The 22,691-nt window shown below is 34.4% G+C and carries 20 protein-coding genes; 16 read left to right on the forward strand and 4 right to left on the reverse strand.

Annotation, left to right across the window (positions count from 1 at the left end; translation table 11 throughout):
• Positions 1-7: 7 nt before the first annotated feature.
• Positions 8-439: a MarR family winged helix-turn-helix transcriptional regulator gene (locus AC23L6_RS07240; RefSeq protein WP_487561345.1), complete on the reverse strand. Its 432-nt coding sequence runs from the start codon at positions 437-439 to the stop codon at positions 8-10.
• Positions 440-830: 391 nt separating this feature from the next.
• Between AC23L6_RS07240 and AC23L6_RS07245 the strand changes: the two genes are divergently transcribed.
• The 5 genes from AC23L6_RS07245 to AC23L6_RS07265 all read left to right on the forward strand — a co-directional run bounded on the left by AC23L6_RS07245 (position 831) and on the right by AC23L6_RS07265 (position 9,975).
• Entirely contained in the window at positions 831-2,759 is a 1,929-nt protein-coding gene (locus AC23L6_RS07245; protein WP_487561344.1) for an ATP-dependent nuclease, read from the forward strand.
• Positions 2,760-2,870: 111 nt separating this feature from the next.
• Positions 2,871-3,629 carry a subclass B1 metallo-beta-lactamase gene (gene bla / locus AC23L6_RS07250; protein WP_487561343.1) on the forward strand — a complete coding sequence of 253 codons (759 nt, stop codon included), beginning with the start codon at positions 2,871-2,873 and terminating at the stop codon, positions 3,627-3,629.
• Between the two features lie 181 nt (positions 3,630-3,810).
• Positions 3,811-5,952: a prolyl oligopeptidase family serine peptidase gene (locus AC23L6_RS07255; RefSeq protein WP_487561342.1), complete on the forward strand. Its 2,142-nt coding sequence runs from the start codon at positions 3,811-3,813 to the stop codon at positions 5,950-5,952.
• A 188-nt stretch (positions 5,953-6,140) separates the two neighbouring features.
• A complete protein-coding gene (locus AC23L6_RS07260; RefSeq protein ID WP_487561600.1) occupies positions 6,141-9,266 on the forward strand; it encodes a cytochrome c biogenesis protein in 3,126 nt (1,041 codons plus the stop codon).
• A 133-nt stretch (positions 9,267-9,399) separates the two neighbouring features.
• A complete protein-coding gene (locus tag AC23L6_RS07265; RefSeq protein ID WP_487561599.1) occupies positions 9,400-9,975 on the forward strand; it encodes a glutathione peroxidase in 576 nt (191 codons plus the stop codon).
• A 187-nt stretch (positions 9,976-10,162) separates the two neighbouring features.
• Here AC23L6_RS07265 and AC23L6_RS07270 read toward each other — a convergent pair whose 3' ends face one another.
• Positions 10,163-10,660, reverse strand: a complete 498-nt coding sequence (locus AC23L6_RS07270; protein WP_487561341.1) for an N-acetyltransferase family protein — start codon at positions 10,658-10,660, stop codon at positions 10,163-10,165.
• Between the two features lie 117 nt (positions 10,661-10,777).
• Here AC23L6_RS07270 and menD point away from each other — a divergent pair, with 117 nt between their 5' ends.
• The 3 genes from menD (at position 10,778) to ygiD (ending at position 14,348) form a co-directional block, all read left to right on the forward strand.
• Positions 10,778-12,439, forward strand: a complete 1,662-nt coding sequence (gene menD / locus AC23L6_RS07275; protein ID WP_487561340.1) for a 2-succinyl-5-enolpyruvyl-6-hydroxy-3-cyclohexene-1-carboxylic-acid synthase — start codon at positions 10,778-10,780, stop codon at positions 12,437-12,439.
• Between the two features lie 80 nt (positions 12,440-12,519).
• Positions 12,520-13,368, forward strand: a complete 849-nt coding sequence (locus tag AC23L6_RS07280) for a CvfB family protein (protein ID WP_487561338.1) — start codon at positions 12,520-12,522, stop codon at positions 13,366-13,368.
• Positions 13,369-13,514: 146 nt separating this feature from the next.
• Complete coding sequence (gene ygiD / locus AC23L6_RS07285; protein ID WP_487561598.1) at positions 13,515-14,348, forward strand: 4,5-DOPA-extradiol-dioxygenase; 834 nt, start codon at positions 13,515-13,517, stop codon at positions 14,346-14,348.
• A gap of 43 nt (positions 14,349-14,391) precedes the next feature.
• Here ygiD and AC23L6_RS07290 read toward each other — a convergent pair whose 3' ends face one another.
• Positions 14,392-14,589 (reverse strand): hypothetical protein, encoded by a 198-nt coding sequence (locus tag AC23L6_RS07290; RefSeq protein WP_487561337.1) that lies wholly within the window; start codon positions 14,587-14,589, stop codon positions 14,392-14,394.
• Between the two features lie 678 nt (positions 14,590-15,267).
• Here AC23L6_RS07290 and nadC point away from each other — a divergent pair.
• From nadC to priA, 4 genes are read left to right on the forward strand one after another with little or no spacing between them, the layout of a single operon-like run.
• Positions 15,268-16,125, forward strand: a complete 858-nt coding sequence (nadC, locus tag AC23L6_RS07295; RefSeq protein ID WP_487561335.1) for a carboxylating nicotinate-nucleotide diphosphorylase — start codon at positions 15,268-15,270, stop codon at positions 16,123-16,125.
• Between the two features lie 16 nt (positions 16,126-16,141).
• Complete coding sequence (locus AC23L6_RS07300) at positions 16,142-17,068, forward strand: YihY/virulence factor BrkB family protein (protein ID WP_487561334.1); 927 nt, start codon at positions 16,142-16,144, stop codon at positions 17,066-17,068.
• Positions 17,069-17,092: 24 nt separating this feature from the next.
• A complete protein-coding gene (locus tag AC23L6_RS07305; RefSeq protein ID WP_487561333.1) occupies positions 17,093-17,518 on the forward strand; it encodes a DUF2147 domain-containing protein in 426 nt (141 codons plus the stop codon).
• Between the two features lie 36 nt (positions 17,519-17,554).
• Entirely contained in the window at positions 17,555-20,038 is a 2,484-nt protein-coding gene (gene priA / locus AC23L6_RS07310; RefSeq protein ID WP_487561332.1) for a replication restart helicase PriA, read from the forward strand.
• Here the strand turns inward: priA and AC23L6_RS07315 are convergent.
• Positions 20,035-20,730, reverse strand: coding sequence for a LytR/AlgR family response regulator transcription factor (locus AC23L6_RS07315; protein WP_487561331.1), 696 nt, complete (start codon positions 20,728-20,730; stop codon positions 20,035-20,037). The two genes, priA and AC23L6_RS07315, sit on opposite strands and share 4 nt — an antisense overlap.
• Before the next feature lie 168 nt (positions 20,731-20,898).
• On the opposite strand from AC23L6_RS07315, the gene rpsF reads away from it, so the two are divergent.
• The 4 genes from rpsF (at position 20,899) to AC23L6_RS07335 (ending at position 22,618) form a co-directional block, all read left to right on the forward strand.
• Positions 20,899-21,240 carry a 30S ribosomal protein S6 gene (gene rpsF / locus AC23L6_RS07320; RefSeq protein ID WP_487561330.1) on the forward strand — a complete coding sequence of 114 codons (342 nt, stop codon included), beginning with the start codon at positions 20,899-20,901 and terminating at the stop codon, positions 21,238-21,240.
• 4 nt (positions 21,241-21,244) lie between these two features.
• Complete coding sequence (rpsR, locus tag AC23L6_RS07325; RefSeq protein ID WP_026715037.1) at positions 21,245-21,541, forward strand: 30S ribosomal protein S18; 297 nt, start codon at positions 21,245-21,247, stop codon at positions 21,539-21,541.
• Between the two features lie 62 nt (positions 21,542-21,603).
• Positions 21,604-22,047: a 50S ribosomal protein L9 gene (rplI, locus tag AC23L6_RS07330; RefSeq protein ID WP_487561327.1), complete on the forward strand. Its 444-nt coding sequence runs from the start codon at positions 21,604-21,606 to the stop codon at positions 22,045-22,047.
• Positions 22,048-22,144: 97 nt separating this feature from the next.
• On the forward strand, positions 22,145-22,618 hold the full coding sequence (locus AC23L6_RS07335) for a DUF6495 family protein (RefSeq protein ID WP_487561597.1): 474 nt from the start codon (positions 22,145-22,147) through the stop codon (positions 22,616-22,618).
• The last annotated feature ends 73 nt before the right edge of the window (positions 22,619-22,691 follow it).

Below are 22,691 nucleotides of genomic sequence, written 5' to 3' on the forward strand. Positions count from 1 at the left end.
CTTAATTTTAAAATATCTTCTTCTCACTAATCAATTCATTTATGGTATCTGCTACTTCTATAAAGTGATTTAGTTTTTCTTCTGTTATGTTGTTTTTAATGGTTTCGTTGAACTTTATAACCGTTAGTTTAGATTGTGCTCGCATTTCTTTGCCTAAATCGGTGAGGTAAATGAGTACACCACGACCGTCTTCGGGGTTTTTCTTGCGAATGATTAATCCTTTTTCTTCTAATGTTTTGAGTGTTCTTGTTAAACTTGTTGCTTCCATTCCCATTCGTGAACTGATGGCCGTAGAGGGCGTTCCGTCTTCTTTGTCGATGCTTAAAAGCGCAAATCCTATCGCCATGGAGCCATCAAACTTGGAGGCTTCTTCGTTGTACATTCGTGATACCGCTTGCCAAGTAGCACGAAGGATGTAATCTATTGTTTTTTCTTTCATGGGAATACTATAACGATTTCAAAGATATAAAAATTTTATTATGCACGCATACTATTTGTGTTAAATTTAATAGTTGTCGTTATTTATGCTCAGGAGTGATTTACTATTTGTTTATAGTATCCATAATAAAAGGAATTCTTTATTTAAAAAAAAGTGGTGGTGGTGGTGGTAAGCTTGAACAATTGGACTTGTTTTAAAGGAAAGTAATTTGTATCTATTTTGATGAGTTGACTGTTAATTTTATATATTAGCTTTATGTAAAGTATGACTTGCTTTATACTTATCTACCCGAAATAATGGTGATAGGTTTGATAAAATCATACATATATACAAGTTAGCTGTCATGGCAAGAAATCCGGATTCAAATTGAGACAATTCTAAATAATAAAATATGAAAATCGAATCGGTCAGAATCGAAAACTTTCGTTCATATAAAGACGAAACAGTTTTACTCGATGATTACACCTGTTTTGTTGGCCCAAATGGCGCAGGAAAATCAACAGTTTTTAATGCATTAAATATCTTTTTTCGACAATTTAAAGATAGTAAAACTGATTTAAGCAAATTAAGCGAAAGTGATTTCCATCATAAGGATACTTCACAAGACATAAGAATTACTGTAACATTTTGCGACTTATCAGAACAAGCTCAAATTGACTTAGCAGATTATTTTAGGCAAGATAAGTTGATAGTTACAGCGGTAGCCCGTTACGATGCAAATTTGCAACGCGCAGAAATAAGACAGTATGGAAATCGTTTAGGGCTTGATGATTTTAGAAGTTTTTTTGAAGCAGATAAAAACGGCCAAAAAGTATCTGACCTAAAAGAAATCTACGGAAACTACCAGCAAAAATATACTGATTTGCGGAATGCGACATCCAAAGCAGATATGATTGAAGCGTTACAAGATTATGAAGCTAATAACCCTCAAAAATGTGATTTGATTCCAAGTGAAGATCAATTTTATGGTGCAACTAAAGGAGCAAATAGACTTGCGCCACACATACAATGGGTTTTTGTTTCTGCGTCAAAGGATGCAACGGAAGAAAGCGAAGAATCTAAAACATCGTCTTTAGGACAATTGTTATTAAGAACTGTACGTTCTAAAGTGAGTTTTGATGACAAAATTTCAGGTTTGAGAGAATTAGCGAAACAGCAATATCAAGCTCTACTTGATGCCGAGCAATCTGTTTTAAATGATATTTCTATAGCTTTACAAAATAGACTATCATCATGGGCGCATCCAAATATAAGTGCTCAAGTGTTATGGAAACAAGATCCTGAAAAATCTGTAAAAGTAGAGGAACCTTCAGCTTTTATAAAAATTGGAGAACGTGGATTTGAAGGAGATTTAGCCCGATTTGGTCATGGCTTACAACGTTCATATATGTTGGCATTACTTCAAGAGCTAGCATTAATTGAGGATGAAAATGCGCCAACTCTAATAATGGGAATTGAAGAACCAGAATTATATCAACATCCACCGCAAGCTAGATATTTAGCCGAAACACTAATAGACCTATCAGAAAAAGAAACACAACTTTTGATTTGTACTCATAATCCACTTTTTATTCCAGGCGACAATTTTGATAAAATAAGAATTGTTAGAGAATGTGGGAATCCAAGCTTCACAAAAGTTACTTCGGTATCATATGATGATTTAGCACAATTATTACAGCAAGTTGGAGAAAAGCATCTTAAAGAATCTGGAATGGTTGCAAAACTTTACCCTTCATTAAATCCAGTTATAAATGAAATGTTTTTTTGCAAAATTTTAATCTTAGTTGAAGGACAAGAAGATATTGCTTACTTAACATCATATTTGATGCTAGCCGAAAGAATAAATGAGTTTAGAAAGTTTGGTTGCCATATTGTTCCTGTTGATGGAAAACACAGATTAATAAAGCCTGTTGCTATGGCTAGATTACTGCAAATCCCAACTTTAGTGATATTCGATTGCGATACAGACAAAACCCGCGACTTTGAAATAACTCAACATAAAAAAGAAAATAAAGCACTATTAACTTTACAAGGACATGACCAAGAAAGCGAATGGTCAACGGCAGATATACACAAAATAAATTTACACGCATGGAAAACCAATCTAACAGACACTATAAAAATAGAGTTCGGCGTCAACTGGCAAAAATATAGAGATAAAGCAGCCTTATTTTATGACAATGCTGGAGATTTAGAGAAAAACCCTTTAGCGGTTGCGAAAATGTTGGAACTAGCATGGAACGATGGAATTAAATCACAAATTTTATTAAACTTAATTGATCAAATTATAGCTTTTGCAGAAAAAGCCACGAACAGCTAACAAATGCTAAAACTCACGTCTATTTTTTCGATAAATAGTTCTTTTCATTTTCATAACTTCGTTTGTCGGTTACAAATAAAATTTCATCAACCGTTAACCCAATTCCACCACATGAAACCTACTGTATTAATGCTTCTAACCCTTTTGATTTTAGGAACTACTACACATTGTACGTCTAAGAAACAAAAGGCATTCCAACCCAAAGTGGTGTACCAATCTGAGGATTTGATTATCACTCAACTTACTGAAAATTCATTTCAACATACCTCGTACAAACAAACCAATGATTTTGGGAATGTACCCTGTAATGGTCTCATTGTTAGAAATAGTGATGAAACCATTATTTTTGATACTCCTACCAATGATAAAAGCTCCGAAGCCTTACTTCAGTGGATCAAGGGAACACTTCATTGCAAAATAAACGCTATTATTCCCACTCATTTTCACGACGACTGTCTGGGAGGGCTCAAAGCATTTGAAGACCATGATGTTCCTTCTTATGCCTATTTCAAAACTATTGACTTAGCAAAAGAAAATAATTTTGTTGCTCCTAGAACCAGTTTCCGTGATGCTCTAGTTTTAAAAGTGGGCAATGAAAAAATCATTGCAAAGTTTTTTGGAGAAGGGCATACTAAAGATAATATCGTAGGCTATTTTCCGAGTGAAAACGTATTGTTTGGAGGTTGTTTGATAAAAGAATTGGATGCGAATAAAGGCTATCTAGGCGATGCTACTCTTGCAGATTGGTCCAATACGGTGCAAAAAATCAAAAAGGAATATCCTAAGGTGAAAATTGTTGTTCCGGGTCACGGTGCTCATGGCAATGCCAAATTATTGGATTATACTATTAACTTATTCAAGACTCCATAAAAGCATTTGCTTGAAGCAGTATACGGTGTTTACTTATTTGATGCCGTACTATAACAAAGTTTGGAGGGTACAGAAATTACACATTACAATTAGAAAAAACTTTACATTTTGTTTTGTATATTTGATTTGCAATCGTAGTTAAGATTGTAAAACCTTCACTATCAACGTAAACAGTACTTCTATGAAACGCTATTTTATTATTCTGTTTTTTTTAGGTTCAACAATTCATTCTTTGGCACAATTCAATTATCCATCAACAAAAATAGTTGATAGTGCTGACACTTGGCACAATATCACTGTTAAAGACCCTTATCGATGGATGGAAGATTTAAAAAGTGATGAAACTAAAAATTGGTTCAAGGCTCAGAACGATTTTACTACTAAAATCATGGATCAATTGCCCATGACGGATGAATTATATAAAGGGTTTTTAATGTTAGATTCCATACAACCCGACAAAATTGGGAAAATAAGACAGGTAGGCAACACCTTATTTTACTACAATCTTAAAGTATCTGATGCAAAGCCTAAAATTTACAAACGGTTAGGTGAAAATGGCAAAGAGGAACTAGTAGCAGATGATGCCATGTGGGGCAAAAATTATACGTTCAGTGATTATGAAATTGACCCTTATCAAAAATATATTGCCATTACTGCAGGCGAGGGAGGCAAAGAAATAACAGCTGTTACTAAGTTTTATGATATTGCTAAAGGTAAATTTGTAACCGACAGCATACCTGGAAGGTATATCGGTTATGCGCCTGGTGAAGGCAATGTGTATTATATGCAACAACCAAGTTTAGACGTGCATGTAATGATACAAGATAAAGACAGAGTTTTTAAAGTACACCATCTGGGAACACCAATTGATACTGATAAGGTGGTATTGTCGTATCAATTAAATCCTGAATTGTATGCTTTAGATAATACGAAACAGCTTTCTCCTGCTTGGTTAAACATAGACAGTAATTATGAAGTGGTATATTCTAGTAGTGTGTCACCGTTTATTGAGTTGTATTATCGAAAAATAAACAGCGGTGCCGCATGGAAAAAAATAATTAGCATTGACGATGAGATAGCTTCAATCAATGCTAGCGGGACAAAGTTATTTCTTGTTTCCAAAAAAAATGCTCCCAACGGTAAAATTCTACTGATGGATATGACCAATCCTGATATCAAAAAAGCAGTAGTAATTGTAGCAGAAAAGAATATTCCATTACAATCGGGTGATGGTTTAACCCAGTCTAAAAATTTCTTGATTGTGCCTTACATGAAAAATGGTGTGCAAATACATCATTATACTGTTGACATGCGTACTAATACTTTTTCTAAGATTCCATTTCCTGAAACGACAAATTTGATGTATGTAACTCCATTTAATAAAAACAACGATGATGTACATATTGTAAGAAGTGGATGGACTACACCAATCACTTTTTCTTATAATAGTCTTGCTAAACCTTTGGCAAAAGAAAAAACATTCTCATTTCGTAAAAATCCAAAGTTTCCTTATACCGACGAACTGGTAGTAGAAGAAATTGAAATTGCCGGACATGACGGAGTGCAGGTTCCTGTTTCGATAATTCATAAAAAAGGGGTAAAACTGAATGGTGAAAATACAGCCTATGTATGTAGCTATGGCGCCTATGGAATTAGCACGACTGCAGGATTTAATCCGCTTTTTCTGTTACTAGCACACAAAGATATTGTTATTGCGGTGGCACATGTACGAGGTGGTGGAGAGAAAGGCGAAAACTGGCATTTGAGCGGTTACAAACAAAGCAAGCCTAATACATGGAAAGATTTAAACAGCACTGCGGAATATCTTATTAGCAAAGGATATACCACATCTAAACATCTTGCTTGCGAAGGAGGTAGTGCAGGAGGAATCTTGATAGGTAGAGCAGTTACCGAACGTCCAGATTTGTGGGCATGTGCAGTGCCACAAGTGGGTTGCCTCAGTATGGTGCGACAAGAATTTGCGCCTAATGGTCCTGTGAATACTCCCGAGTTTGGTTCGGTAAAAAATATCAACGAATTTTTTGCTTTGATGGAAATGGATGCTACTCTTCATGTTCAAAATGGAGTTAAGTACCCAGCCATGTTAATCACCACGGGATGGAACGATCCTAGAGTAATAAGTTGGCAACCGGCAAAATTTGCTGCTGCAGTTCAAAAAGCCAATACTTCGGATAAACCTATTTTATTACAAGTAGATTACAATGGTGGTCATGGTGATAGCGAAGATAAATTTGCGGGCTATAAAAAAGAAGCTCAAAAATGGGCCTTTATACTAGAACAGACAGGATATAAAAAACAATAGGGTTGTTTTTTCTTGTAAAATGACTTTAAAAATCCCACGCTATTTTGATTGTAATAGTTTGGGATTTTTTTGTTATCACTAGTACTACAACATTTCTTAATTAACACTTAAATCTTATTACTAGCCCCAAACAATCGACTTTTTTGTCTATTTTTGCAGGACTTTTTAAATTAGTTATTCCTGCATACATGGAAAAAAAAATATTCTCGTTTTTGTTCTCCACACGATTAATGGCTGTTTTGTTTCTTGGCTTTGCGATAGCGATGGCTACTGGGACTTTTATCGAGAGCAAATACAATACTGATACGGCAAGAATTTGGGTGTATAACGCTTGGTGGTTTGAGGCTATCATGTTATTTTTTATGATTAATTTCATTGGAAATATCCAGAGATACCAATTGTGGAAAAAAGAAAAATGGGCTACACTCATGCTGCATTTGGCTTTTATTTTTATCATTTTGGGTGCTTTTATTACCCGCTATATTAGTTATGAAGGTATGATGCCCATTCGTGAAGGGGCTAGTGAAAATCGATTCTTTTCTGATAAAACTTTTATCACTATTAATGTCGATGGGCAATACCAAGGAGAATTGAAAAGACGTGTTTTTGAACAACCTGTTTTGTTTTCGGCGGTAACTTCAAATGATTTTTCGCTTTCTAATTCTTTTGACACCATTCCGTTCAAGATTAAGCTAAAACGCTTCATTATGGGAGCAAAGGAAACCATTCAAGAGGATAAAAACGGTGCGGTATTTATTAAGTTGGTCGAATCGAGTTCAGGAACTCGACACGAACATTTCCTGAAAGAAGGTGAAGTTCAAAGCATTCACAATATTCTTTTTTCGGTGAACAAATTTACAAAGGGTGCTATAAATATTAATACTGCGCTCGGAACTATCAGCACACCTTTTGAAGGAAGTTTCATGCGAATGGCCGACAAGCTACAAGGTAGAGTGGTGAAAGATTCCGTTCAACCCTTGATGATGCGTTCTTTGTATAATGTGGGAGGTATTCAATTTGTTTTTCCAGAACCTGCTAAAAAAGGAGTGATAGGCTATGAGTCCAGCAATGATTTTAAAGCGAAGAATCAGGACGATGCTGTCGTGTTATCTTTACAATCTAACGGTGAGGAGCACGAAGTGACTTTAGTTGGTTCAAAAGGTAAAATGGGAGAGCCTAAGATTTTGAAAATAGGTGGATTAGAATTTACGTTGTTTTACGGAAGTAAGGTGTATGAATTGCCTTTTAGCATTCAATTGAATGATTTTGTGGCTCAAAAATATCCTGGAACTGAAAAAAGTTTTTCTGCTTTTGAAAGTAAGGTCACCGTTAAAGATACTCCAAAAGAATTTGACACACGAATTTATATGAACCATGTTTTGGATCACAAAGGGTATCGTTTTTTTCAGGCTTCATTCGACCCTGACGAAAAAGGAACTGTACTTTCTGTAAACCATGATTTTTGGGGAACCTGGGTGACTTATATTGGTTATTTCCTTTTGTTTTTTGCTATGATGGCAATCATGTTCACTAAACATTCTCGATTTGCGGATGTAAAAAGAAAGTTAGAAGTGGTAAAAGCTAAAAAAACACAACTTACCGTTTTGGTTTTGTTGTTTTCTTTGAGTGGTTTTGCCCAAAATCATCAAGGCAAAATGCCTACTGAAAAGCAAATTGATTCTTTGCTTACCGTTTATAAAGTAAGTGAGAAGCATGCCGAAAAGTTTGGGCGGTTGATTATTCAGGATAATGGCGGAAGAATGAAGCCTGTGAATACTTTTTCGTCTGAATTGTTGCGAAAAGTGAGTCATAAAGACACCTACAAGGAGATGAATTCTGATCAGGTATTTTTATCGATGACGCAATTTCCAACGATTTGGTATGAAGTCCCGTTGATTCATATTAGTGCTGGTAATGATAGTATTAGAAAGATTATTGGCATACCAGCAGATCAGAAAAAGGCTCGATTCATTAACTTTTTCGATGAAAAAGGAAATTATAAATTGTCGAAATATTTAGACGAGGCGTATAAGGCGGCTAATCCGAATCAGTTTGAAAAAGATTTTGTAGAAACTGATAAGAAAATCAATCTTCTTAATTCGGCATTATCAGGCAGTATTCTTAAAATATTTCCGATACCGAATCACGAAAACAATAAATGGGTATCGTATCCTGAATTAGGCGAAGCAGATCTGAAAGGGATGGATTCTGTTTTTACCCGACAAATACTCCCAATTTATTTGAATTCGCTTTCTAGTGCTGCTTTGTCCAAGAAGTATAAAGAATCTGATTTTTACTTGGATGGGATTATTAAATACCAAAAACGATACGGTAGTAAAGTGATGCCGAGTGAGGACAAAATATCTTCTGAAATTTTGTATAACAAATATGATGTTTTCAAAAAGCTGTTTTATTTGTATATGATGGCGGGTGTTTTAATGATTTTCTTTACCATTATCAAAATTTTCAAAGAAGGAAAAGTCATTAGCTTTTTGGTCAATACCATGCATGTTATTGTTGGGGTGTTGTTTGGGTTGCATACCTTAGGATTAATTGTTCGCTGGTATATATCAGGTCATGCGCCATGGAGTAATGCCTATGAATCGATTATTTATGTGGCTTGGGCAACGATGTTCTTTGGATTGGCTTTTGATAGAAAATCCAAGCTTACTGTTGGAGCATCGGCATTTGTAACTTCTATTATTTTGATGGCTGCTTATATGAATTGGGTTGACCCAGAAATAGCCAATTTGCAGCCTGTTTTGAATTCGTATTGGTTGATGATTCACGTGGCTGTTATTGTAGCGAGTTATGGACCCTTTGCTTTAGGAATGATATTAGGTTTGGTTTCTTTGATTCTTATCTTTTTTACAAATGATAAAAACAAAGCCAAGATGGAATTGAATATTCAGGAGATTAGCTACATCAACGAAATGGCTTTAACCATTGGTTTGATTATGCTAACGATAGGTAATTTTCTCGGAGGGCAATGGGCCAATGAAAGTTGGGGTCGCTACTGGGGATGGGACCCAAAAGAGACTTGGGCCTTAATCAGCATTATGGTTTATGCTTTTGTAATTCATGCCCGTTTTGTTCCCTTGCTAAGAGGAAAATGGATTTTCAACTTGATGAGTATGTATGCGTTTCTTTCTATATTGTTTACCTATTATGGCGTTAATTTTCATTTGGTGGGTTTACATTCGTATGCTAGTGGTGAAGCCAATTCTCTGAGTTGGATATGGATGACTTTAGGAGCTATTACTTTCATAGGGATTGTAACTTATCCGAAATACAGAAAATATTATAGGAAATAGTTTTAATAAGCTAAAAAACTAGAGGCTGTTCTAAAAAGACAGCCTCTTTTTATTTTAAACATTAATAAAACTTTAAGCATTGTTAGTCCTAAATGCGTTGAATTTTAATTATTTTTAATAAAAATTTAAAATGATGAAAAACGTATTTATTCTTAATCTAAGCTTGTTGCTTTTTTTGAACTTCACGACTCAGGCTCAAACACAATCAAACAAAAAACACAAAATGGAAATACAAACTATTTATCAATTTAAGGTTCAAGATTTGTCGGGTAAAGAATTTGATTTTGCCAGCTTAAAAGGTAAAAAAGTGATTATCGTAAACACCGCTTCCAAATGTGGATTGACCCCACAGTATAAAGAGTTAGAAGCCTTGTACAAAAAATACAAATCTAAAAATTTAGTTATTTTAGGGTTTCCTGCGAACAATTTTGGTGCTCAAGAACCAGGAACCAATTCAGAAATCGCCTCATTCTGTCAAAAGAATTATGGAGTTACATTTCCTATGATGAGTAAGATTTCTGTCAAGGGAAAGGACATGCATAAAGTGTATCAATTTTTGACACAAAAAGCTAAAAACGGACTGCAAGATTCGGAGGTAGAGTGGAATTTTCAAAAATATTTGATTAATGAAAAAGGGGAATTAGAAAAAGTAATTTCGCCACAAGTGCTCCCTACAGACGCTTCAATAGTGAATTGGATTAACGGTTAATTTGTTTTAGAAAAAAATATAAAAGAGGTTCAATAGATATTGAGCCTCTTTTTATTTTGAGTTTTTATTGGAAATTATTAAAACCATTAAGGTATTAAGGAAATTAAGTTCTGTTTACTTAATAAATCTTAATGCCTTAATGGTAAAATTTTAAAAACCAAAGTTTCATATAAAATTCAGATGAACCTTACTTTATAATCAATTGCATAAACAGTAAATCCAACCATTTGTCAAATTTGAATGCTGCTTCTTTTACAACACCACAGGCTTCAAAGCCAAACTTTTTGTGAAAGGCAATGCTCTCAAGATTATCAGCATCAATAGCGCCAATCATGTTGTGATAACCTTGTGTTTTTGCTAGTTGAATCAATTCGGTTAGTAGTAATTTTCCAATTCCTTTTCCGGTGAAGACATCAGAAACATAAACGGAATGTTCTACGGTATATTGGTAGCCTTTTTTTTCTCTAAAAGTGCCATAGGTGCCATAGCCTACAATTAGCCCGTCGTATTCTGCTACAATAACAGGAAATTGATGTAATTGTTTGTCTTCAAACCATTTGTTTTGGTCTTCAATAGTTTGAGTATCATAGTTATAATTTGCTGTGGTATGCAGGATAGCATAGTTTACAATATCTAAAATAGCTGTTACATCATTGAATGTTGCAGGTCTAATAGTTACGTTCATCGGATTTTTTTATACTTTCATCAAATATAAAGAAAGTTTCTGCCTTTTTTGTAAAAAATTAACAACCGAATAGTAAATTTGTTATCCAATTTATTTATTCAGACCAATTTCATTGAAATGATTTATCCAAAAATTCCTTTAGCTCAAAGTATCGTTCAAATTTGTTTAGCCAAAGGCGTCACTCAAATTGTAATTTCTCCGGGCTCCAGAAATGCACCTTTAACTATAGGGTTTGTAAATAATCCTCAATTTGAATGTTACAGTATTGCTGATGAACGTTCGGCAGCCTTTTTTGCTTTGGGTATAGCACAACAAACAAATAAACCAGTAGCACTAGTTTGTACTTCGGGTTCCGCCTTATTGAATTACTATCCTGCTTTTGCGGAAGCATTTTACAGTCAAATTCCGTTGATAGTTATTTCAGCTGACAGACCTTATAGTAAAATTGATATTGGTGACGGACAAACTATTCGTCAAATGAATGTGTTTCAAAATCACTCGCTTTACAATGCTAACCTTACCGAAGGGGAATCAACAGAAAATGACAATAAAATTAACGAAGCCATCAATATTGCTTTTGCGAAAAAAGGGCCTACGCATATTAATGCGCCCTTTGAAGAACCTTTGTACCTTACAGTTCGAAAAATGACGGTTGACCCAACGATTTCTGCTTTTTCTAAGGTGTACAAGACCATTTCCATTGATGATATTATTGCGTATACCAATGTGTGGAATTCAGCAAAGAAGAAGTTGATTTTAATTGGTACGAATCCACCTAATGAATTAGATGAAGAAATTATTAGCACATTGGCGAATGATCCTTCGATAGTAGTAATGACAGAAACTACTTCCAACATTCATCACAATACTTTTTTAACAAATATTGATACTATAATCACTCCTTTTAAAGAGAAAGATTTCAAAGCGTTTCAGCCAGATATTTTAATAACATTTGGAGGAATGATTGTTTCAAAACGGATAAAATCTTTTCTAAGAAATTACAAGCCACAGTACCATTGGCATATTGATCCTTTGAGAGCCTATAACACTTTTGGATGTACGCCTCATCATTTTCAGTCTAGTCCTAATGACTTCTTTCATCAAATACTACCGTTTACTAAGATGGTTTTAAGTGATTATTTTGATAAAGGACAAGCTGTAAAACTAACAAGGCGATTCAAACACCAGCAGTACTTGGATAAAATTCCATTTTCTGATTTAAAGGTTTTTGAAATCGTTTTACAGAAATTACCCAAAGAATCCATGTTGCAACTGAGTAATAGTTCACCCGTAAGGTATGCTCAATTGTTCCCAATTGACCCAAGTATTGTTGTTTACAGCAATAGAGGTACTAGTGGTATTGATGGAAGCACTTCAACAGCCATTGGAGCGGCGCTTGCTAGTGACAGACCAACTACTTTAATCACGGGAGATATTGGTTTTTTATACGACAGTAATGGTTTGTGGAACAATTATATTCCTAAAAATTTCAAGATTATCCTCATTAATAATGGTGGAGGAGGTATCTTTAGAATTTTACCTGGTCATCAAGAGAATAAAGTTTTCAATACTTTCTTTGAAACATCACATTGTCTCACTGCCGAACATTTGGCAAAAATGTATGATTTTGAATATTCAATAGCTAGTGATGAGGCGAGTTTAACAACTAGTTTGAACGCTCTGTATTCTCAAAACGAAAAGCCATGTATCTTAGAGGTCTTTACGCCGACTTTACAGAACGATAAAATTCTATTGCAGTATTTTAAAGAGTTGGTGTAAGCCTAATTTCATTTGAACATTAATCCAAAACATTGAATTCCTCTTTGTACCTTTGCAGCTGAATCTCAGAAGAACAAGAAATGATTGAAATAGGCAAATACAATACCTTAACGGTATTACGCGATACCAAAGTAGGACTATTTTTAGGAAATCCAGAGGCAGACCCTGATGGTATTCACGATATTCTTTTGCCTAATAAATATGTTCCTAATGTATTTGAAATAGGAGAGAAGCTAACGGTATTTATCTATTTAGATCACGAACAACGTCCCGTTGCTACCACGCTTGAACCATATATTTTATTGAATGAATTTGCGCTTTTGCGTGTGAATTATGTCAATCAAGTAGGTGCTTTTATGGATTGGGGCATGGAAAAAGATATTCTGGTTCCATTCAAAGAGCAGGCGAGACCAATGGAAAAAGGAAAGCGCTATTTGGTGTATTTGTACATGGACGAAAAGACCAACCGTTTAGTAGCTTCTAGTAAAACCAATCAGTTTTTGAACAACGATGTTTTGACCGTTGAAAAAGGGGAAGAAGTCGATTTAATTGTTTCTCATATTACTGAAATTGGTATTAATGTTATCATCAATGAAAAACACAAAGGCTTAGTTTATAAAGATGAAGTGTATGACGATGCCATTCGGACAGGTGATAGAATGCGTGGCTATATTAAAACCATTCGCCCTGATAACAAAATAGATGTTTCACTTCAAATACAGGGCTACCTCAATATTGAACCTAATGCCAAAGTTATTTTAGATGAACTGAAAGCTAGCCGAGGTTTTCTACGTTTAAATGACAACAGCCATCCTGAAGACATCAAAACTGTGCTGAAAATGAGCAAAAAAACCTTCAAAAAGGCTATTGGCTCATTGTATAAAGACAAATTGATTGAAATTAAGGAAGACGGTATTTATCTTTTATAAAAGTAGCAGTTCCTGTTTCTAAGTTGTACTGTTAATTATTTCTTATATAAAATGTTTTATAAAGTATTCATTGTATATTCGTATGTACAAATGTTGTTATTTTGGAACGAAAAGATTTTATAAAAACACTACTAGGAGGAATAGCTATGACGTCATTACAGCCCTTATACAGTTGGTCAAAAGATTTAAAAGTTCAGGATCAAAAACTTCCTGTTATATTTATAGGTCACGGTTCGCCAATGAATGCCATTGAGGACAATGAATTTTCTAGAACGTGGTCAAAATTTGGTAAAGAAATACCAAAACCAAAAGCAGTGTTAGTAGTATCAGCCCATTGGTTGACTAACGGTACCTTTGTCACGGCCATGGAACAACCCAGAACCATTCACGATTTTGGAGGTTTTCCTCAAGAATTGTTCAATGTGCAGTATCCTGCAAAAGGAAGTCCTGAATTGGCAGCAGCAACTTCAAAACTAATTACTTCTACCTCGGTGGGTTTAGACCACGAATGGGGTTTGGATCACGGAACTTGGTCAGTGGTGAAACACATGTATCCAGATGCTGATATTCCCGTTTTGCAATTAAGCATCGATTATAATAAACCTGCTCAATACCATTATGATTTGGCGCAGCAACTGAAATCTTTACGGAGTAAAGGTGTTCTTATCATTGGAAGTGGCAATATGGTACATAATCTCCGAATGGTAGCTTGGGATAAATTGCAAGAACCCGAATACGGATTCGATTGGGCGATTGAAATGAATACCATTTTTAAAGAAAAAATAGGCAATCGCGATGTTCAATCTTTAATAAATTATGAAAAATTGGGTGCAGCGGCTAAACTGGCGATTCCTACGCCAGACCATTATTATCCTTTGATTTACAGTCTTGCCTTGCAGGATAAGCAGGACGAGATTAGCTTCTTCAATGATAAACTAGTGGGTGGCTCTTTGAATATGACTTCGGTGAAGTTTGGGTAAAGTCTGATTGCGGGAAATAGCTTTTAGCAGTAGTAACCTATTTCTATGTTTTACTTTTCAATTCGAGTAATTCCACTACAGCAACTTTGGCTTCTTCAGTTAGTTTTTGTTCAGTTAATTTTCTATTAAGTTCTGTTTGAGTTAAATTTTTAAATTCTCTTTTAAACATTTCAATTTTTCTGAGTTTTCCATTTTCTATTTCTTCCTCATCTTCCGCAAACCATTTTTCTTTTATGTTCATTAATTCTCGCAATCTTGAGAAAATTAAAATTACTGATAATAAAAATGGAATTAGATATACAAAACCAATCCGAGCTTCAAATGCATCGCCAAATTTTACAGCGTTAAAAGTGGAAAGAATCAGAGAGAATGTTAATATTCCAAGTGCTAAATCATTTTTTCTTAATAAAAGGGCAGTTGAAACAAATGTAAGTCCAAATTATTCCAAATATTGATTGAATTCCAATATGCGGATTATATATTATTGAGCCTATAATATAAGTCCAAAGTATTGTCACTATTATTATTTCAGTTGTTATTTTTCGCATTTTTTTTGGTATTACTGCTGACTAGTAAATATACTATTTTTTATATATCATCAAGCGAACTCTTTATTTGTATAACAATAGTAGGATTTATTTATTAACCTGTATAGCTATTTTAGGACGAGTCAATACTTCCAGCTTCCAACCTCGTCCATACCTTAAGCATACCAAAGGCATAGATAAAGCATACATAGTGTATATGGAGTGTATTAGAATGCATATAAAGCTAAATTAGGTACGCTACCTAAAATACAACATCTTTTGAACACTGATTTGCAGAAAAAATAAACAACGCACTCATCGTCTTTCAAAAAAACTTTAATTTCCTATAACTAAACTTTTTTCCTAATTTTAGCACTTCAACAAGAACCATCATGATTTCTGAAATACAATTTCAAAACGAGTTAGAACAAATTATTCAAAATGCTATCCGTGAAGATGTGGGCTCTGGCGACTATAGTTCCTTGTCCTGTATTCCGGCCACTGCCATAGGAAAGGCCAAATTACTCGTAAAAGACAATGGAATTATTGCGGGAGTGGACTTTGCCAAAATGATTTTCAACCATGTCGATCCCAATCTTCAAATAGAGACTTTTATCAACGACGGTGCACAAGTGAAGTACGGAGACGAAGTTTTTCATGTTTCGGGCAGTTCACAATCTATCCTCAAAGCAGAGCGATTGGTGCTAAACTCCATGCAACGCATGTCGGCCATTGCTACCAAAACTAATGGTTATGTTCAGTTGCTAGCAGGAACCAAAGCGAAAATTTTAGATACTAGAAAAACGACTCCTGGTTTTCGCGCTTGCGAGAAATGGGCGGTAAAGATTGGTGGTGGCGAAAATCATCGGTTTGCGCTCTACGATATGGTAATGCTCAAGGACAATCACATCGATTTTGCTGGTGGAATTACACAAGCAATAGCCAAAACAAAATCATTCTTGAAACAAAATCAGCTCGACTTAAAAATTATTGTCGAAGCCCGTACACTCGATGAAATTAAAGAAATCTTGCAAAGCGATGGAGTTTTCAGAATTCTAATTGACAATTTTAATTATGACGATACCCGAAAAGCAGTCGAATTAATTGGAAATAAATGTGCTACGGAGTCATCTGGAAATATTAATGAAGAAACCATTCGCAACTACGCTGATTGTGGCGTTGATTACATTTCATCTGGAGCATTGACGCACTCTATTTATAATATGGATTTGAGTTTAAAAGCATTTTAATCATAGCAATACACTAATGTCAACAGAAATAGAAATAAAATTAGAACGCATACCCATTGTTCGAAATCTGGTGCATTTGTCCAAGCGCATTCGCCTGCCGTGGTTGCAAGGACTATCGCTTTACGATTTATTAGAACTCTACATTCTAGGAATTGTAGAAGGCGCCTTGAGCTATCATGCCAGTGCGGTAGCGTTTAGTTTTTTTATGGCATTGTTTCCTTTTGCCTTGTTCATTTTAAACTTGATTCCTTACATTCCCATTGAGGGATTTCAAGCCGATTTTTTACAATTCGTAAAAGAAGGAGTACCTCCCAATACCTACGATGCCATTTATAAAATCATCAATGATATTCTCAATAACAGTCATTCTGGATTGCTTTCTTCTGGGTTTTTATTGTCTATTTTCCTTATGGCCAATGGCTTGAACGGTATATTAGGAGGATTTGAGTCTTCCAAGCATGTGCTAATCAAAAGAGGATTTTTCCATCAATACCTGGTGGCATTGGGGATGTCGTTAGTATTGTCATTGTTATTATTGGTTACCGTTGCAACCATCGTTGTTTTTGAAGTATTCATTCAAAAAACGATTATCCAAGACGTGCTCAGCGATAGAATTCCATTAATCATTCTTGGTCGATACGTCTTTATTATTCTAATGATTCTCATCACGACTTCGGTACTTTTAAAATTTGGTACTAAGCACCATGAAAAAAGAGCATTTATATCTATAGGTTCCGTATTTACAACTGTATTAATTATTTTGTCCTCTTATGGTTTTGGAATTTGGGTGATTAAATTTTCCAAATACAATGAATTATACGGCTCTATTGGGACATTACTCATTATGATGTTTTACATTTGGATAAACTGTATGATTCTATTGCTAGGATTTGAATTAAATCAGTCTATCAATAAATTGAAAATGCAAAAAAAGAGCGAATGATTTTTAGCTTGATGATATAAAAAGATGAAAGCCCTAACCTCAGCAGCGCTTATGTTGGTTTCAACATTCAACTTTTCTCAGTCTGTAGTTGGAAAGTGGAAAACTATTGATGATGAAACTGGAAAAGCAGTCTCTATTGTTGAGATTTATGAACGTGCAGGTAAAATCTACGGGAAAGTTCACGATATAATCGATCCTAGAGACCGCAATAAACTATGTTCGAATTGCACAGGAGATGACAAAGACAAACCATTGATAGGATTAATTGTGATTAAAGGACTTGTTAAGGAAGGTTCAGAGTACAATTCAGGTAAAATTTTAGACCCTAAGCACGGAAAAATCTATAAATGTTCTATCACTCTTGAATCCAAAGACAAACTCAAAGTTAGGGGATACATAGGGATTTCATTATTTGGAAGGACTCAATATTGGCATCGAATAAAAGGTTAAATTTACAGTCACTTAATCATCTTCTAAATCCGTAAAATGTTTTTCTTCGCAGAAGTAATTGTACCCTTAGCGCTTTCTAAAACCTTTACCTATAGTATTTCTGAGGCGGAATTCCATTACATTCAAGTTGGAATGCGGGTGGCAGTTCCTTTTGGCAAATCAAAAATATACACTGCACTTGTGGTCGAATTACATCAAAGAGAACCTCTTTTGTATGAAGCCAAAGAAATTCATCAAATTTTAGACGAAAAACCTATTGTTAATGAAATTCAAATCAAGCATTGGAAATGGATAGCTTCCTACTATATGTGTGCCATTGGCGATGTATATCGTGGAGCTTTGCCTAGCGCACTATTGCTAGAAAGCGAAACAATTATTTCGCAAAAAAGTAACCAATTCATCGATGAATCTCAACTTACCGACGATGAGTTTTTAGTCTACCAAGCACTACAGCAACAATCGTCATTGAAGATTCAGGATATCATTAAAATTCTCAATAAAAAGAGTGTTCTGCCAATAATCCAAAAACTGATAGCTAAAGAAATAGTAGTACTGCAAGAAGAAATATCGGAAGTCTATAAGCCCAAATTAGTTCGTTATATTCGTCTTAATTCAATATATGATTCTAGCAAAGGTTTGACTGAACTACTTGAAAAAGTAAAAAGATCAGACAAACAAAAAGAAATAGTATTGAGTTATTTCCAATTAACCGCATCTGAAAAAAAGCCGATAACCGTAAAACAACTGATTGAAACAAGCAATTCAACTTCGGCTGTTGTAAAGGCGTTAATCGATAAAACCATTTTTGAAGAGTATTATATCAAGGAAGACAGAATTCATTTTGCAGGAATAGTAAAAGAAGAAGCCTTACAATTGAGTAGCGCTCAAGAATTGGCATTTCAAGAAATTGAGAAAAGTTTCGCTAGTAAAGAGGTCTGTCTCTTGCACGGAGTAACCTCAAGTGGTAAGACAGAAATTTACATTCAACTCATCGAACGGTATTTGCAACAGCAAAAACAAATTTTATATCTACTACCAGAGATAGCACTAACCACTCAATTGGTGGGTAGGTTGCGCGAGTATTTCGGAGATAAAGTGGCTGTTTATCATTCGAAACACAATAATAACGAAAGGGTAGAAGTCTGGAAACAAGTTCTAGAGAATGCTCCTAAAGCACAAATTGTAATAGGAGCTAGGTCGGCATTGTTTTTACCCTTTTCAAATTTAGGGCTTATCATTATCGATGAAGAACACGAGCAAACCTTCAAGCAACAAGACCCAGCTCCACGTTATCATGCCCGAGATGCTGCTATTATTTTGTCTAATTTACATCAGGCAAACCTTGGCAAAGATGGACAGGGTAGAGCTAAAGTGCTTTTAGGCTCGGCAACACCAAGTATTGAAACCTACTTCAATGCGCAATCCGGCAAGTATGGTTTGGTAGAACTATTTGAAAGGTATGGAAAAGCTGTAATGCCCGATATTGAGTTGGTTGATTTGAAAGATAAATACTTTCGAAAAAAAATGACAGGTCATTTCAGCGATACTTTAATTGAAGAAATTACTACTACACTAGCTGTAGGCGAACAAGTTATTTTATTTCAAAATAGAAGAGGTTTTTCGCCCATAGTAGAATGTATGACTTGCGGACATGTACCACAATGTCAACAATGTGATGTTAGTTTGACCTATCACAAGCATAAAAATCAATTGCGATGTCATTATTGTGGGTATTCAATGGCAAATCCAACGGTCTGCCATGCCTGTTCTAGTCCACACTTAACCACCAAAGGATTTGGAACCGAACAAATTCAGCAAGAATTGGTTACCCTTTTTCCAAATGCCAAAATTGGAAGAATGGATCAGGATACTACCAGAGGAAAATTTGGATTCGAAAAAATTATAGACAGCTTCAAGAATAGAGAAGTTGATATTTTGGTAGGAACACAAATGCTAGCCAAAGGATTGGATTTTGATAACGTGAGTTTAGTTGGAATCATGAACGCCGATACGATGCTCTATCATCCTGATTTCAGAGCTTTTGAAAGAAGTTTTCAGATGATGACTCAAGTATCAGGGCGTTCTGGTCGTTCAGAGAAAAAAGGAAAAGTAATCATTCAAACCTATAATGTATTTCATAATACCATACAGCAGGTTACCCACAATGATTACACAGGAATGTACAAGGAACAACTCTACGAAAGGCAAATTTATAAGTACCCTCCTTATTATAGATTGATAAAATTGACTTTAAAACACCGCAATTTAGATACGCTTAAAGAGAGTTCTAAATGGTTGTATGAGGTATGTTCTCAGAATTTGAAGGTTCCTGTTCTTGGTCCTGAAGAACCTGCAATTGGTCGCATCAGAAATGAATACATTCGAACCATCATGATTAAGATTCCTCAAAATCACTCTTTACAAGGCACAAAAAAAACTATCCAGAAGATACTGGATAGTTTTGATACGGTTTCGCAATTCAGAACAGTTAAGGTTGTTGTGAATGTTGATTTTTATTAGGTTATTGCCAAAGCTCGAACTAGGTCTTCTTTCTTGTTTCGGCTCAAAGGTATTTTTGTAATTCCAATTTCTGCAAATTTACTGTTGAAACGTTCTACTTTATCAATATTAATAATATACGATTTGTGTACTCTAATAAACTTGTCTTTAGATAAATCTTTTTCAAAAGACTTCATGGTAGAGAGTACAAGATTGCTATCTTCCTCAGTAACGACTTTTACATAGTCGCCAAACGCTTCAATCCATTTAATTTTAGAAGTGAACACTTTAAGTTTTTTAAGATTACTCTTAATAAATATATGTTCTCCATCTTCTTCTTGATTTTCTTTTTTAAGTAAATGAAAATCCATAGCACGTTTTACAGAAGCATTAAAACGATCAAGAGCAATTGGTTTTTGTAGGTAATCCGTTGCATCATAATCAAACGCTTTCATAGCGTACTCCGCTTTAGACGTGATAAAGATGATTTGAGGTTTCGTCTTTAATCCGTCTAGAAAATCAAAACCACTAATGACTGGCATTTCAATATCTAGAAATATCAAGTCAACAGTATGTACCGACATGCAATTTTTTGCTTCAATTGCATTAGAAAAATCTCCAATTAAATTTAAATTTGGATGATTATTCACTAACTTTGCAATGATCATTCTCTGAATGGAACTATCATCAACAACAACACAATTTAGTTTCATAATTTTATTTTATTATAGATTTGGTTCGACGAAAGTATAACCATTTTTTCAATTAACCTAACTTTTGTCGGTTTTTTTTGCTATACAACGACAAAAAATCATTTTTTCTTGTTTATTTAAAAAAAAAGATTACTTTTGCAAAAATTAACATTTTAATACAATATTTTTATGAATCATTATGAAACTGTTTTCATTTTAAATCCCGTTTTATCTGAAGTTCAGGTAAAGGAAACAGTGAGCAAATTCGAAGAATTTCTTACGTCCAGAGGAGCAGAAATGATATCAAAAGAGGATTGGGGCTTGAAAAAGATGGCTTACGAAATCCAAAACAAGAAAAGTGGTTTTTACCATTTATTCGAATTCAAGGTAGCGGGAGAAGTTCTTATTGCTTTTGAAACTGAGTTTAGAAGAGATGAAAGAGTAATGCGTTTCCTAACTGTAAGTATGGATAAACATGCTATTTCTTGGGCAGAAAGAAGAAGAACTAAATTAAAAGCAGCAAAAGCGTAACATCATGGCAACATTACAACAATCGGCTTCAGGAAAAAAAGATGGAGATATCAGATATCTTACACCTTTAAATATAGAAACAAACAAAACTAAAAAGTATTGTCGTTTCAAAAAGTCAGGAATTAAGTATGTAGATTATAAAGATGCAGACTTTTTATTGAAATTTGTTAACGAGCAAGGTAAAATTCTTCCTCGTCGTTTAACAGGAACTTCATTGAAATACCAAAGAAAAGTGTCTGTAGCAGTAAAAAGAGCAAGACATTTAGCGTTAATGCCATATGTGGCAGATTTACTAAAATAATAATTAATAAAGTTGTTGCCTCGCCATTGGTGGGCTAACTTCTAATAACAAAGGACATCAACATGGAAATTATATTAAAAAAAGACGTTCAAAATGTAGGCTTTAAAGACGATGTAGTATCTGTAAAAGCAGGTTATGGTCGTAACTTTTTAATTCCTCAAGGATTTGCTCAATTAGCAACTCCTTCTGCAAAGAAAGTTTTAGCTGAAAATTTAAAACAAAAAGCACACAAAGAAGCTAAAATAGTAAGCGATGCAAAAGCATTAGCTGAAACATTAAAAGCTCTTGAAATAAAAATTGCTGCAAAAGCAGGTGGTGAAAAATTATTTGGTTCAATAACAAACACTGACATTGCTGAAGCATTAGAAAAAGCAGGTCATGTTGTTGATAGAAAATTCATCACTAGCGGAATTGTAAAAAGAACTGGTAAATATTCTGCATCTATTCGTTTACACAGAGATGTTGTTATCGATTTACCTTATGAAATTATCGCTGAGAAAGCATAATTCTATAAATTAAATTAAAAAATCCCGTATCGTTCTAAAACGAGATCGGGATTTTTTTTGTTTTCAACTGAAATTATTTTGATTCAAAATTTTAATGATGAAATATTCGAGATTAACTAAAGAACAATTTGAAGAATTGCATCCCGAGTTTATAAATTTTCTAGCCACGCAAGCTATTGATAAAGCGGAATGGGATACCTTGAAAATCGAAAAACCTGAAGTAGCAGAACAAGAACTGGATGTCTTTTCCGATTTAATTTGGGATGGAGTATTGACTAGAGCACAGTTTTTAGAAAACTTTTCTAAAAATCATATATTCCTTTTTCAATGTTTTGATACTTACATTGAGTCCATAGTGTTAAAATCATTGGTGGCAGAAGTTGATTTTCTGACAAAAGAGGGATTGCAATGGTTGAGCGATAATATGTTTACTGAGACAATTGAAATGAAAGTAGGAAGAAAAGAATTTACCAACGAAAGAAATACTTCTATTTTTGAATTAATTCAGCAAGGTTCTTTTTTGAGTGATGGTCAATTGTACAAACAAATTAAAACAATCATAGATTCTTAATTTTTTTGTTAAGCTTCCTTAAATTGGTTATTTTAGTACACGTTTTCAAATACTACAATAGCCAATTTTTATT

It is taken from the genome of Flavobacterium sp. R1_16, assembly GCF_057652095.1.

Coding starts and splice junctions, on each gene's coding strand:
- AC23L6_RS07255 (WP_487561342.1), top strand. CDS start 3,811: ATGAAACGCTATTTTATTATTCTGTTTTTTTTAGGTTCAACAATTCAT.
- AC23L6_RS07300 (WP_487561334.1), top strand. CDS start 16,142: ATGTCAACAGAAATAGAAATAAAATTAGAACGCATACCCATTGTTCGA.
- AC23L6_RS07270 (WP_487561341.1), bottom strand. CDS start 10,660: ATGAACGTAACTATTAGACCTGCAACATTCAATGATGTAACAGCTATT.
- AC23L6_RS07335 (WP_487561597.1), top strand. CDS start 22,145: ATGAAATATTCGAGATTAACTAAAGAACAATTTGAAGAATTGCATCCC.
- menD (WP_487561340.1), top strand. CDS start 10,778: ATGATTTATCCAAAAATTCCTTTAGCTCAAAGTATCGTTCAAATTTGT.
- ygiD (WP_487561598.1), top strand. CDS start 13,515: ATGACGTCATTACAGCCCTTATACAGTTGGTCAAAAGATTTAAAAGTT.
- AC23L6_RS07315 (WP_487561331.1), bottom strand. CDS start 20,730: ATGAAACTAAATTGTGTTGTTGTTGATGATAGTTCCATTCAGAGAATG.
- rplI (WP_487561327.1), top strand. CDS start 21,604: ATGGAAATTATATTAAAAAAAGACGTTCAAAATGTAGGCTTTAAAGAC.
- nadC (WP_487561335.1), top strand. CDS start 15,268: ATGATTTCTGAAATACAATTTCAAAACGAGTTAGAACAAATTATTCAA.
- rpsR (WP_026715037.1), top strand. CDS start 21,245: ATGGCAACATTACAACAATCGGCTTCAGGAAAAAAAGATGGAGATATC.
- AC23L6_RS07265 (WP_487561599.1), top strand. CDS start 9,400: ATGAAAAACGTATTTATTCTTAATCTAAGCTTGTTGCTTTTTTTGAAC.
- rpsF (WP_487561330.1), top strand. CDS start 20,899: ATGAATCATTATGAAACTGTTTTCATTTTAAATCCCGTTTTATCTGAA.
- AC23L6_RS07245 (WP_487561344.1), top strand. CDS start 831: ATGAAAATCGAATCGGTCAGAATCGAAAACTTTCGTTCATATAAAGAC.
- AC23L6_RS07290 (WP_487561337.1), bottom strand. CDS start 14,589: ATGAACATAAAAGAAAAATGGTTTGCGGAAGATGAGGAAGAAATAGAA.
- bla (WP_487561343.1), top strand. CDS start 2,871: ATGAAACCTACTGTATTAATGCTTCTAACCCTTTTGATTTTAGGAACT.
- AC23L6_RS07240 (WP_487561345.1), bottom strand. CDS start 439: ATGAAAGAAAAAACAATAGATTACATCCTTCGTGCTACTTGGCAAGCG.
- priA (WP_487561332.1), top strand. CDS start 17,555: ATGTTTTTCTTCGCAGAAGTAATTGTACCCTTAGCGCTTTCTAAAACC.
- AC23L6_RS07305 (WP_487561333.1), top strand. CDS start 17,093: ATGAAAGCCCTAACCTCAGCAGCGCTTATGTTGGTTTCAACATTCAAC.
- AC23L6_RS07280 (WP_487561338.1), top strand. CDS start 12,520: ATGATTGAAATAGGCAAATACAATACCTTAACGGTATTACGCGATACC.
- AC23L6_RS07260 (WP_487561600.1), top strand. CDS start 6,141: ATGGAAAAAAAAATATTCTCGTTTTTGTTCTCCACACGATTAATGGCT.